Origin of the sequence: Burkholderia cepacia (assembly GCF_001718835.1) — a bacterium.
In the GTDB taxonomy this organism is placed as follows: domain Bacteria; phylum Pseudomonadota; class Gammaproteobacteria; order Burkholderiales; family Burkholderiaceae; genus Burkholderia; species Burkholderia cepacia_F.
Window position 1 is genome coordinate 1,340,295 of sequence record NZ_CP013444.1, and the last position, 12,874, is coordinate 1,353,168.

The window sequence follows — 12,874 nt, forward strand, 5'->3', positions numbered from 1 at the left end:
TCCAATTTGTCAGTCGAACTGTCGGTCCTTCTCGTCCCGTCCCACGCCGCACATGGCATGGCGGGCGAACAGAGGCGCTGACGCACTTATTGAAGAGAGGAATCGAAATGAGCTTCGAGGGCGTGCATACCCCGCTGGTCACACCTTTTCAGGCGGACGGCGAGATCGATCACGAATTGCTCGGCCGCCACGCGGCCGACCTCGCGGGCCGCGTGTCCGGTCTCGGCATCGGCGGCACCACGGGCGAATACTATGCGCTGAGTTTCGACGAGCGGGTCCGGACGTTCAATACCGTTGCAGAAGCGGCAGGGGGCAGGACGTTCCTGACAGCCGGCATCAACGCGACCACCACGAACGAAGTGATCCGCCTGGGCCAGGAGGCCAAGCGTGCGGGGCTGTCGGCATTGCTGGTCGCCGCGCCGTATTACGCGCAGCCGACCCAGGACGAACTGCTGGCCCATCTTCTGAAGGTCGACGACGCACTCGACATGCCGATCATGCTGTACAACTTCCCGGCTCGCACGGGAACGGCAATCGGCGACGGCGTGCTCGCCGCGGTGCTCGAGCGGCCCAACTTCGTCGCGATGAAGGAAAGCACGGGGGACATCGGCCATCTGCACCATCTCGCCACGCATTTCCGCGACAAGCTGGTGCTCAGTTGCGGGATGGACGACCAGGCGCTCGAGTTCTTCGTATGGGGCGCGAAAAGCTGGGTGGCGGGCGCGTCGAATTTCCTGCCCGAAGCGCATACCGCGCTTTACGACGCATGCGTGAAGCACGGCGATTTCGAAACGGGGCGAAAACTGATGGCGCAGCTTCTACCGGTGCTCGAGCTGCTCGAGCGCAGCGGCAAGTTCATTCAATACGTGCGATGCGGCTGTGAGCTGGCGGGGATGCCGGTCGGCGCGGCGCGCGCGCCGCTCGGCACGCTGTCGGACGACGAGCGCCGCGCGTTTGCCGAGCTCGTGAAGCCGCTGTTTCGCCACGCTCAGTAACTCAGTCACGCACCATGGCCTCGAACCTGGAATTCGCGCGGTTTCCCGCGCCTGACGGCGTCAACGGCTGGTGGGAAAGCCTGCCGCCGCCCATGCCCGCCGAAACGGTGTCGTCCGAGCGCCGCTACGACTGGGTCGTCGTAGGCGGCGGCATTACCGGACTGTGCGCCGCCCGGCGGCTGGCCGAGCTTGCGCCCGACGCGTCGATTGCACTCGTCGACGCGGATCGCATCGGACGCACGACGGCCGGACGGAATTCCGGATTCTTCGTCGATTTGCCGCACGACATCAGCAGCGAAAGCTATTCGCGCAGCGTCGAGGAGGACCAGGCCGACGTGCGGTTCCAGCGCCACGGGATCGACTACGTGCGCGAGATCGTGCGCCGGCACGGCATCGATTGCGATTGGCGGGACGACGGCAAGTTTCATGCGTCGGTCAACCGCAAGGGGGAGACGGCGCTCGAACATTTCGCGGACGGCTTGGCCAGGATCGGCGAAGCATTCGAATGGCTCGACGGTGCGGCGATCCGCGCGGTGACCGGCACCGATTTCTATCGCGGCGCGCTGTTCACGCCGGGCTGCAGCACGGTACAGCCGGCCGCGCTGATGCGTGGCCTCGCGGCGGCGCTGCCGGAAAACGTGCGGGTGTTCGAATTGAGCGCCGTGACGGAAATCGAGCATCGCGGCGACACAAAGGTGCTGCATTTCGCGCGCGGCAAGCTCGTCGCGAAGCAGGTGGTGCTTTGCACGAACGCTTACGCGGCGACGTTCGGAATGCATCCGAACGGTCTGTTGCCCGTTTATACGTTCGCGTCGATGACTCGCGTGATGAACGCGGACGAAGTCAGGCGACTGGGCGGCACACGATCGTGGTCGCTGATCCCCGCGGACCCGATGGGCACGACCGTGCGTCGTCTGGCGACGGACCGCATCTGCGTGCGCAACCATTTCGCGTTCCGCCCGGGGCTGGAGGTGTCGCCGGCCGATCTGGCGAAGGCGAAGAGCCTGCATCAGCGCTCGTTCGAGCGGCGATTTCCGATGCTGAAAGGGGTTGAACTCGAATACACGTGGGGCGGACCGCTGTGCCTGTCCGCGAATAACGGCGCGCTGTTCGGGCGCCGGGACGACGGCGTCTTCGAAGCGGTCGGATGCAACGGCCTCGGCCTGAGCCGGGGATCCTCGTCCGGCAAGCTCATCGCCGAGTACGCGCTGGGCCAGTCGAGCGAACTCGTGCGGCAACGGCTGAACCAGCCGCACCCGCGTTCGCTGCCGGTCCGGCCGATTGTCGACGTGGCGGTTTCGGCCGCGATCTGGGCGAAGGAATTCTCGGCTGGGGCCGAGCTTTGAATCGTAAGGACAGGACATGACGACTCGTCAGGAATGGCAGCAAAAGGCGCAAGCATTGTCGCTCGACGGTAGAGCGTTCATCGCCGGGCAGCGGTGCGCGGCCGCATCGAACGAGACTTTCCGCACCCTCAACCCGGCATCGGGCAAGGTGCTGGCCGACGTGGCCCGATGCGATGAAAAGGACGTGAACCGCGCGGTCGCGGCTGCCCGGGACGCGTTCGAATCCGGCGTCTGGTCGAAGGCGGCTCCCGCTCATCGGAAAGCGGTGCTGCTTCGGCTGGCGCAGCTGATCGACGCGCACGCGGACGAACTGGCGCTTCTCGAAGCGCTGGAAGCGGGCAAGCCGATCAGCGAGTGTCTCGGGCTCGATATTCCCGAGTCGGCGGCCTGCATCCGCTGGCACGCCGAAGTGACCGACAAGCGCTACGACGCGCTGTCGCCGTCGGGATCGGGCGTCGTCAGCATGATTACCCGCGAACCGATCGGCGTCGTCGGCGCGGTGGTGCCGTGGAATTTCCCGGCGCTGATGCTGGCGTGGAAGATCGGCCCGGCGCTGTCCGTCGGCAACAGCGTGATCGTGAAGCCGGCCGAGCAGACGTCGCTGTCGACCTTGCGCATCGCCGATCTCGCCGTCGAGGCCGGCGTGCCCGCGGGCGTGCTGAACGTCGTCACGGGCTTCGGCGACGTCGCGGGGCAGGCGCTGGGGCGCCATCCCGACGTCGACCTTGTCGCGTTCACCGGTTCGACCGCCACCGGCAAGCGCTTCCTGCACTATTCGGCCGACACGAACCTGAAGCGCGTGGTGCTCGAGTGCGGCGGCAAGAATCCGCAGGTCATGCTTCCCGATGTCGCGAATCTCGATGCGGTGGCCGAACAGGCGGTGGCGGCCGCGTTCTGGAACATGGGGGAGAACTGCAGCGCCGGATCGCGGATCCTGGTTCCTTCGCACCGGAAGGCGGAACTGCTGGAAAAAGTCCTGGCGGTGCTCGCCGGCTGGAAGACGGGCGACCCGCTCGACCCGGACGTGAAGCTCGGCGCGCTGATCGAGCAGAAGCACTTCGAAAAAGTGCTCGCCCACATCGAGCAGGCAAAGGCGGAAGGCGCGCACGTCGTATGCGGCGGACGCGCGACGCTCGCGGAGACCGGCGGGTGGTTCGTCGAGCCCACGATCTTCGACCAGGTGACGCCCGACATGCGCATCGCGCGCGACGAGGTGTTCGGGCCGGTCGTCTGCTTCATCGAATACGAGGACGTCGAGGACGCCGTTCGCATCGCCAACGACACGTGCTACGGGCTTGCCGCGTCGCTGTGGACGGATAACGTCAACAGCGCGCACAAGATCGCGGCCCGCATTCGCGCCGGCACCGTGACGGTGAACTGCTTCGGCGAGGGGGATCTTGCCACGCCGTTCGGCGGTTTCAAGCAGTCGGGATTTGGCGGGCGCGACAAGTCCGTCTATGCGCACGACCAGTATTGCGAGTTGAAGACCACCTGGCTGAAGCTCGATTGACGGCGGCAGCGCATGCGCCCAGGTGCGGCTCGTGGCACGATAGCGGGATGTTTCCCGGCAGCGCCGGAACGTGTCGACGGACAGCGTTCCGGCCTGCGTTGCGAGTATCCGTTTTGAGAGTGACAGCCATGTCGAAGAAGCAGCTATTTACAGACCGACTCCTCGCGCAGATGCCGTCGCTCCGGGCGCTGAGGTGCTTCGTGACGGCGGCGCGCTACGAGAGCTTCACTCAGGCCGCCGAAGTGCTGTGCGTGACCCAGGCGGCAATCAGCAGACAAATCAAGGAGCTCGAGGATTCCCTCGACGTCGCGCTGTTCGAGCGCACCGGCCGGCATATCGCGCTGACCGATGCCGGGCGCATCCTCTACAACGCATCGTATCTGTCGATCATGAACATCGCCGAGGCGGCGGAGGCCGTGCGTCGCACGGACAAGCACGCGCTGACGCTCTGCGTGTCGCATACGTTTTCCGCGCTGTGGCTGTCGTCCCGGCTCCCGGCGTTCCGCGAGCGATTTCCGGAGATCCGCCTGCACGTGATGGTGACGGAGCATTTCATGGAGCTGGACGAGCTCGTGGAGCCCGACGTCATCATCACCAAGAATCCGCCGCGCGAACCGGAGTTCGAGGTCGAGCCGCTGTTCCATGACATCGTCTACCCGGTTTGCAGTCCGTCGTTTCACGAGCGGCATTTTCGCGGGAGGACGCTGAAGCCGCTGGACCTGCTGGCGCACCCGACGCTGAACCTCTCGTTGCTGGGGCGTGCGCAGGTTTGCGAGCACGTGGACTGGCGCGTGTGGCGCAACTGGTTTCAGCAGGGCGACGGCACCGACACGATCGTCGAGAACAAGCATCTGGAGAGCAACGACTACCGGCTGCTCGTCGCACAGGCCGAAGCTGGCGAGGGCACGCTGCTGGGCTGGCACCACCTCGTGCATCGGCAGGTCGAGCAGGGGCGCCTGCTGCGGCCGGTGCCGGATGCGCTCGTGTTCCGCGACCGCCATCACTATCTGATCACCCACAAGAACGCACGGCTGCGCGCGGAGTATCAGCAGTTTCGCGACTGGCTCGACGAGGAAGTCGGCGCGATGATGCGCGACTGGCTCGACGCCGGCGTCGAAGTCGCCCCCGAAGTCGCCCGATAGCGAGCAATGAAGCCGGATCATCGACGCAGGCAATCACATGGTTAGCCACCCGATCGCCACCCGGGCCGCGGCTTCACGACCTCTCCGCTTCGGCATCGTGCTGCTGCCCAATTTCACGTTGACGGCCTTCTCCGGCTTCGTCGACCTGCTCAGGCTCGCGAGCGATGAGGGCGACCTGAGCAGGCCGGTTCGATGCGCGTGGACCATCGTCGGAGAAAGCCTCGTTCCGGTGCGCGCCAGCTGCGGCATCCAGATCACGCCGTGGACGACGTTCGACGATGCGCAGGCATTCGATTACGTCGTGATCGTGGGCGGGCTCCTGCACTCGGGGCCCTCGGCGAGCGACGCGACATTGGCGTTCATTCGCGCGATGGGCAACACGTCGGCCACGCTCGTGGGCATCTGCACGGGCGCCTTTGCGCTCGCGCGGGCCGGCGTGATGGACGGCTATCGCATCTGCGTAAGCTGGTTTCATTACTGGGATTTCGTCGAGCGCTTCCCGAACATCGACGAGCGCAACCTCGTCGCCGACCGGCTGTTCGTCGTGGACCGGCGGCGCATCACCTGCTCCGGCGGGCGCGCGTCGATCGACGTGGCGGCCGCCATCCTGCTGCGGCACGTGGAAGCCACGATCGTCCGGAAGGCGCTCCGCATCCTGCTGGTGGACGATGCGCAAAAAGGGCATGCGCCGCAGCCGCATCCTCCGGGGCTCGCGCCTGCGACCCATCCGAAAGTCAGGCGCGCCATCCTGTTGATGGAACAGCACGTCGGCCAGCCGTTGAGCCAGCCCGAGCTCGCCGGACGGCTCGACGTGTCGGTGCGGCAGCTCGAACGTCTTTTTGCGACGGAAACGGGGCAATCGCCGCGTGCGTACGCGAGACAGATTCGAATCCGGATGGCGTCGTGGCTGCTGACCAGTTCCGATCGCACGGTGGCCGATATCGCGACGTCCTGCGGGTTTTCGGATGCGTCGCATCTCGGTCGCGAGTTCAGGAGGGAATTCGGCGAGTCGCCGAACGCGTATCGCGCGGCGCGACCGCCGCACGCGCCGGAAGCGGCGCTTGCCGTCGAGCCCGCATCGTAGAGCTTGCGTTCGTCTGAAACATGAAGCCTGCGTCGACGCCGCCCAAAGGATACCGCCGGATCATCCCGTCGGTGACCGTGCCGGGTCGCGCGCCTAAGCCACCTCGCCGCCGCCGCGCACGACCGCTGCGGGCTGCATCTGCGCGAGATGACGCAGCAGCTTCGTGACCATCGCGACCACCGTGAGCGCGAGGATCACGAAGAACACCGCGAGCGGCGTCAGCACATGGATCGACACGAAACCGGCCAGCCCCATCATCGCGGACGACACGAGCAGCAGCGCGCATCCGAGGATCGCGCTGGTCAGGCCGGCGATGTGCGGAAACAGCGAATTGCCCTTGGCCATCAGCGTCGGGTACATCGCGCCCGCGCAGAAGCCCATCACGAGCACCGGCGTCGCGAGCGTCCACACGCGCAGCCCGACGGTCAGCGCCAGCACCAGCATCGCGACCGACGCCCCCGCCATCACGCGCGCGCCGATACGCAGCCGCTGCTCGGCGCTCGGCAGCCCGCGCCCGTGAATGCGGTTCGACAGCCCGCCGAGGAAATACATCAGCCCGATGCCGAGCGCGAGATAGCCGAAGAAGGTCGGCGGCTTGTGCAGCGTGGTCTGCACCATGAACGGCCCGACGATGTTGAACACGAGCAGGATGCTGTAGCACAGCCCCTGTGCGAGGAAGCAGCTCTGGAACACCGGGCTCGCCAGCACCTTGCCCGCGTTCGTCATCAGCGTGCGCGGCTCGAGATGCACCGGCTTCGGCAAGGTTTCGCGATATCGCCACAGCAGCGCCCACATCACCAGCGAGTACACCAGCAGGAACACGAGGCACGCGCGCCAGCCGAACCATTCCTGCAGGTGCGCGCCGATCACAGGCGCGACGATCGGCGCGAGCCCCCACGCAATCGACATGTACGTGAACGCGTGCATCAGCGCCTGGCCGGAGAACGAATCGGTGATGATCGCCTTCGCGAGCAGGTTGGTGGTCGCGATCCCGAGGCCCTGCAGGCAGCGCGCCAGCACGAACGTCTCCAGGTTCTGCGCGCCGAGCGACAGCAGGCAGCCGATCGTGTAGATCACGAGCCCGAATGCCAGCACGCGCTTGCGCCCGTATGCGTCGGCGACCGGCCCGAAGATGAGCTGGCCGAGCGCGTAGGCGGCCATGTAGCCGGACACGCTCGACTGGATCGCCTGCGGCGTGGTCGCGAACGAACGGGCCATGTCGGGCAGCGCGGGTACGTAGATGTCGATCGCGAGCTGGCCGGCGGACGCGAACAGGCAGATCAGGAACAACAGGAAACGCGGTGAATTCGTTGCGCGCGCGGGCGCGGCGGCGCGGTCGAGGCTTGAGTGGGGCATGACGGCAGGGAAGGAGCGGATTCCGGCAGCGCGCCGTCACGCGGTTCGGATGTCGAACGCTGGTGCGTCGGCGGCACTAATGCCCCGTATTGTGCCTGCTGCCGCGCAGATCGACGGGATTCCCATGGCGCGGGCAAGGTTGAGCGCCGCCGGCATTGTGCCGGTTCGCCTCGACGACAAGCCTCCGAGCGTGGACCGCGCGGCACAAAGTCCGGGCCTGCCCGCTTCGTTCACGCCCGCTCGAGCACGGCCATTTCCCGCACGACCACGAGCAGCACCGCGAGGCTTGCGCCGCCCGTTGCGCGCAGGTCGGCGAGCAGGTGCTCGTAGCGCGCGAGCGCGGCTTCGCGGCGCGCGCGCCACGCGCCGACGATCGTCTCCGGCGTTGCCGTTTCGGCGGCTTCGCCGAGCGCGCTCGTCGCGAGCGTGCGCTTCAGGCGCGCGACTTCCGCGAGCGCGGCCGCGCGCGCCAGCATGTCCCAGTGCGTCGGGGTCGGCAGCGTCGCCGCGCGCTCGCCGATCCAGCTGTAATTGAGCAGCGTGCCGAGCGAGAAATACACGCCCGCGACGAGTTCGAGGCTGCGGTTGCTGGTCGCGGCCACTTCGGCGATGTCGAGCAGCGCGGCCGAGATGTCGCCGCTCGCGACGCGCACCGCGAGCGCGCTGTCGACGCCGGCTTCCACCAGCACGCGCTGCCGCCCGGACAGCGCGTCGAGATCGTCGGCGGGCAACAGCGACGGCAGTTGCGGCGCAAGCCGCTCGGCCGCGTCGCGGCAGCGCGCGATCAGCTCGGCGACGCCGCCGTCGGCCACCGCGCCGGATTGCAGATGCCGCAGGAACCACAGTGCCGCGCGCTCCAGCAGCCGTGCGACGTCGACGAACATGCGCGCCTGCACGTCGTCGGCGACGCGGTTGTCGAGCGCATCGATGTCGCGCCACACCGCATCGAGGTCGAACACGTCGCGCGCCATGATGCACGCCCGCACGATGTCGCCGGGCTTCGCGTCGGTTTCCTCCATCAGCCGGTGCACGAACGCGCAGCCGACGCGGTTCACGAGCGCGTTGGTCAGATGCGTCGCGAGAATCTCGCGGCGCAGCGGATGGCGGCGCATCGGTTCGCTGAAGCGCTGCTGCAGCGGCTTCGGGAAGTAGTCGACGAGCATCGCGGCAACCAGCGGATCCTCGGGCACGTCGGATTCGAGCAGCGCGTCGTACAGCCACATCTTGCTGTACGCGAGCAGCACCGCGCGTTCCGGCGACGTGAGGCCGAGCTTCGCGGCTTGCCGTTCGGCGACTTCGTCGTCGGTCGGCAGGAACTCGATCACGCGGTTCAGGCGGCCCGCGCGTTCGAGCCAGCGCATCAGGCGCGCCTCGGCATCGAGCAGCTCGACCGCATAACGACCGGCGATCGACAGCGCCTGCGTCTGGTAGTAGTTGTCGCGCAGCACGAGCAGCCCGACTTCGTCGGTCATCTCCGCGAGCAGGGCGTTGCGCTGCTTCTCGGTCATCTCGCCGTCGGACACGACGAGCCCGAGCAGGATCTTGATGTTGACTTCGTGATCCGAACAATCGACGCCGGCCGAGTTGTCGATCGCGTCGGTGTTGATGCGGCCGCCGCGCTGCGCGAACTCGATCCGGCCGAACTGCGTGCAGCCGAGGTTGCCGCCTTCGCCGACGACCTTGCAGCGCAGGTCCGCGCCGTTCACGCGCACCGCGTCGTTCGCGCGGTCGCCCACCTGCAGGTGGGTTTCGCGCGCCGCCTTCACGTAGGTGCCGATGCCGCCGTTGTACAGCAGGTCGACCGGCGCCTGCAGGATCGCGCGGATCAGCTCGGCCGGCGGCAGCGCGTGCGCGTCGATGCCGAGCGCGGCCTGCACGGCGGGCGACAGCGGGATCGTCTTCGCGGTGCGCGGATAGACGCCGCCGCCCGACGAGATCGCGGCCGGATCGTAGTCGGCCCAGCTCGAGCGTTCGAGCGCGAACATGCGCGCGCGTTCCGCGAAGCTCGTCGCGGGATCGGGGTTCGGGTCGAGGAACACGTGCCGGTGATCGAACGCGGCGACGAGCCGGATATGCGGCGACAGCAGCATCCCGTTGCCGAACACGTCGCCCGACATGTCGCCGACGCCGACCACCGTGAAGTCGGTCGTCTGCGTATCGATGCCCATCTCGCGGAAGTGGCGCTTCACCGATTCCCACGCGCCGCGCGCGGTGATCGCCATCTTCTTGTGGTCGTAGCCGACCGAGCCGCCGGACGCGAACGCGTCGTCGAGCCAGAAGCCGTATTCGTGCGAGATCGCGTTCGCGTAGTCGGAGAAGGTGGCCGTGCCCTTGTCGGCGGCGACCACGAGGTACGGATCGTCGGGGTCGTGCCGCACCACGTCGGGCGGCGGCACGATCGTGTTGCCGGCCAGGTTGTCGGTCAGGTCGAGCAGGCCGCGCAGGAAGGTCTGGTAGCACGCGATGCCTTCGCGCATCCACGCTTCGCGATCGCTCGGCGGCGGCGGGTTCTTCACGACGAAGCCGCCTTTCGAGCCGACCGGCACGATCACGACGTTCTTCACCATCTGCGCCTTCATCAGCCCGAGCACTTCGGTGCGGAAGTCCTCGCGCCGATCGGACCAGCGCAGGCCGCCGCGCGCGACCCGCCCGCCGCGCAGGTGCACGCCCTCGACACGCGGCGAATACACCCAGATCTCGAACATCGGCTTCGGTTCGGGCAGGCCCGGCACTTTCGCCGGATTGAACTTGAACGACAGGTACGGTTTCGATTCGCCGTTCGCGTCGACGAGGAAGTAGTTCGTGCGCTCGGTCGCATTGATCACGCCGAGGAACTGCCGCAGGATGCGGTCTTCGTCGAGGTTCGGCACCTGGTCGAGCGCGCCTTCGATCGCTTTCAGCAGCCGCTCGGCCTGCACGTCGCGCGTGTCGCCGGTGGCCGGGTCGAAGCGCAGCAGGAACAGCTCGACGAGCTGCCGTGCGATCGCCGGGTTGCCGGTCAGCGCGCGCTCGATATACGCATCGCTGAAGGTCGAGCCGACTTGCCGCAGGTACTTCGCATACGCGCGCAGGATCGTCACTTCGCGTGCGCTCAGGTGGGCGCGCAGCACGAGGCGGTTGAAGTCGTCGTTCTCGATCCGGCCGCTCCAGATCTGGTCGAACGCATCCTCGAACAGGCCTTTCACGCGCTCGATGTCGAACTCGGTGTCGTCCGCGAGCTCGAGGCCGAAGTCGTGTACCCACGCGTGCGCGGCGTCCTGCGTCTGGATCCGGTACGGCCGCTCTTCATCGACGCGCACGCCGAGATGCTCGAGCATCGGCAGGCTGCGCGAAAGCGCGATCGGGTCGCCCGCGCGATAGACCTTGAAGCGGAACGCGCGCGCCTCGGCCTCGATCGGCCGGTACAGGTTCATCGCGAGCTGCCCCGAATCCTTCACGCGCTCGATCAGCTCGATGTCGCGTACGGCCGTACGCGCCGGATAGTCGTCGCGATAGCCGGCCGGGAACGAATCGGCATAGCGCTGCAGCAGCCGGTTGCCTTGCTCTTCGCCGAAGGCGTCGAGCAGCGCGTCGGCGAGATCGTCCTGCCAGCGGCGCGTGACCTGCACGAGCCGCGTTTCGAGCTCGCGCGTGTCGACGTCGGGCATCGTGCCCGGTTCCGCATGCACGACGAAATGAATGCGCGCGATCGCCGATTCCGACAGCAGCGGCGTGAATTCGACGTTCACGCCGTTGTACGCATCGACGAGCAGCTTCGCGATGCGCCGGCGCAGGTCGGTGTTGTACTTGTCGCGCGGCACGAACACGAGGCACGACACGAAGCGGTCGAAGCGGTCGCGCCGCACGAACAGGCGCGTGCGCTGGTGTTCCTGCAGCCGCAGGATGCCGAGCGCGATGTCGTAGAGCTGGTCTTCGTCGGCCTGGAACAGTTCGTCGCGCGGATAGGTTTCGAGCACCGTCACGAGCGACTTGCCGAGATGCCCCTTCGGCAAAAAGCCCGCGCGCCGCACGATGTTCGCGCACTTGCGGCGCACGATCGGGATCTCGGCGCTCGACACCATGTAGGCGGTCGACGTATAGAGCCCGATGAAGCGGCGCTCGCCGGCGACCTTGCCGTCGGGGCCGACGAGTTTCACGCCGACGTAGTCGAGATAGCCGGGCCGGTGCACGGTCGCGCGCGAATTCGCTTTGGTCAGGAAGATCGGCCAGGAGCCGGTGATGATGTCGGCGGCGGCCTGCGGCAGCGGCGTGACGTCGGGAGCGCCGGACGTGCGCAGCGATTCGCGCAGGATGCCGAAGCCGGTGCCCTCGATGCCGCGCAGCCCGAAGCCCGTGCCGTCGGACACGAGCGCATAGTCGCGCTGGCCGAGGAACGTGAAGTGATCGGCGGCCATCCATTCGAGGAACGCGCGCGCCTCGATGTCTTCCGCGGTCGATTCGCGTGCCTTCATCTCCTTGATCGTCGCGCGGGCGATGTCGACGATCTTCGGCCAGTCTTCCACCGATGCGCGTACGTCGCCGAGCACGCGCGCGATGTCGTTGCGCAAGGTGTTGAGCAGCGCGGCATCGCCGCAGCGATCGACTTCGAAATGGATGAACGACGCGAGCTGCGACTGGCCGTCGCCGGGCGTCGCGCCGCCCGCATCGACGCGCTCGATGCCGCCATCGGCGCCGCGCCAGATGCGGAACACGGGGTGCAGTGCCGAATGCAGCGCGAGCCCGAGGCGGTTGACGGCCATCGTCACCGAATCGACGAGGAACGGCATGTCGTCGTTGACGATCTCGATGACCGTGTGGTCGGAATGCCAGCCGTGCTGTTCGAGGATCGGGTTGTACACGCGCAGCCGTTCGCTGCCGGGCACGAATTTCTGGGCGGTCTGCCAGTGCGCCATCGCGGCGCCGTAGAGATCGGCGATGCTGCGGCTCTGCAGATCGTCGGCATCGACGAAATCGTAGTAATGACGCAGGAAGGGTTCGACGATCCGGAACGTGGCTTCGGGCAGGCGCCCGCGCGCGAATTCGACGACGTCCGAGAGCAGGTGTGCGACGACTTCCTCGTTCTTCGCTTCCATGGCGGTCTCCTCGTCGGGTGGCCATCGGCTGCTTCGTCAGTGGGCCATTATGCGCCGAATGCGTGACAACGCCATGTGCGGGTGCACATCGTCGGGAAGACACGGAAGGCGGCGCCGGAGAAACGGTAAGCCATGCTTACGTCAGCGGAAAGGCCGCGGCGCGCGGCCGCCGCGAAGCGCTCAGCGCTCGTCGCTCCACAGCTTCCCGGCCGTCGCCCAGTTCTCCTTCTTCACGTCGGTGAGGATGATGTCGACCGAGCCCGGCTCGCAGCCGAGCGTCTCGCACGTGACGCGCGTGATTGCTTCGACGAATTTGCGCTTCTGTTCGACGGTGCGGCCTTCGAAGAGCTGGATATTGAAAGTCGGCAT

At 67.0% G+C, this 12,874-nt stretch carries 8 protein-coding genes; 5 read left to right on the forward strand and 3 right to left on the reverse strand.

Features of this window, described 5'->3' with window-relative positions; all coding sequences use genetic code 11:
- Positions 1-107: 107 nt before the first annotated feature.
- The 5 genes from WT26_RS26235 (at position 108) to WT26_RS26255 (ending at position 6,077) form a co-directional block, all read left to right on the forward strand.
- Positions 108-995, forward strand: a complete 888-nt coding sequence (locus WT26_RS26235) for a dihydrodipicolinate synthase family protein (RefSeq protein ID WP_059865441.1) — start codon at positions 108-110, stop codon at positions 993-995.
- Positions 996-1,009: 14 nt separating this feature from the next.
- Positions 1,010-2,341 (forward strand): NAD(P)/FAD-dependent oxidoreductase, encoded by a 1,332-nt coding sequence (locus WT26_RS26240; RefSeq protein WP_060167545.1) that lies wholly within the window; start codon positions 1,010-1,012, stop codon positions 2,339-2,341.
- Between the two features lie 16 nt (positions 2,342-2,357).
- On the forward strand, positions 2,358-3,851 hold the full coding sequence (locus WT26_RS26245) for an aldehyde dehydrogenase (protein ID WP_069274262.1): 1,494 nt from the start codon (positions 2,358-2,360) through the stop codon (positions 3,849-3,851).
- A gap of 128 nt (positions 3,852-3,979) precedes the next feature.
- Entirely contained in the window at positions 3,980-4,993 is a 1,014-nt protein-coding gene (locus tag WT26_RS26250) for a LysR substrate-binding domain-containing protein (RefSeq protein WP_060106780.1), read from the forward strand.
- Positions 4,994-5,030: 37 nt separating this feature from the next.
- Positions 5,031-6,077: a GlxA family transcriptional regulator gene (locus tag WT26_RS26255; protein WP_069271148.1), complete on the forward strand. Its 1,047-nt coding sequence runs from the start codon at positions 5,031-5,033 to the stop codon at positions 6,075-6,077.
- Positions 6,078-6,170: 93 nt separating this feature from the next.
- Here the strand turns inward: WT26_RS26255 and WT26_RS26260 are convergent, their stop codons facing one another.
- From WT26_RS26260 to WT26_RS26270, 3 genes are all read right to left on the reverse strand, one after another.
- Positions 6,171-7,433 carry a multidrug effflux MFS transporter gene (locus WT26_RS26260; RefSeq protein WP_069274263.1) on the reverse strand — a complete coding sequence of 421 codons (1,263 nt, stop codon included), beginning with the start codon at positions 7,431-7,433 and terminating at the stop codon, positions 6,171-6,173.
- A 230-nt stretch (positions 7,434-7,663) separates the two neighbouring features.
- Positions 7,664-12,505, reverse strand: coding sequence for an NAD-glutamate dehydrogenase (locus WT26_RS26265; RefSeq protein WP_069274264.1), 4,842 nt, complete (start codon positions 12,503-12,505; stop codon positions 7,664-7,666).
- A gap of 180 nt (positions 12,506-12,685) precedes the next feature.
- Positions 12,686-12,874, reverse strand: coding sequence for a 4-oxalocrotonate tautomerase (locus tag WT26_RS26270; RefSeq protein WP_059522448.1), 189 nt, complete (start codon positions 12,872-12,874; stop codon positions 12,686-12,688).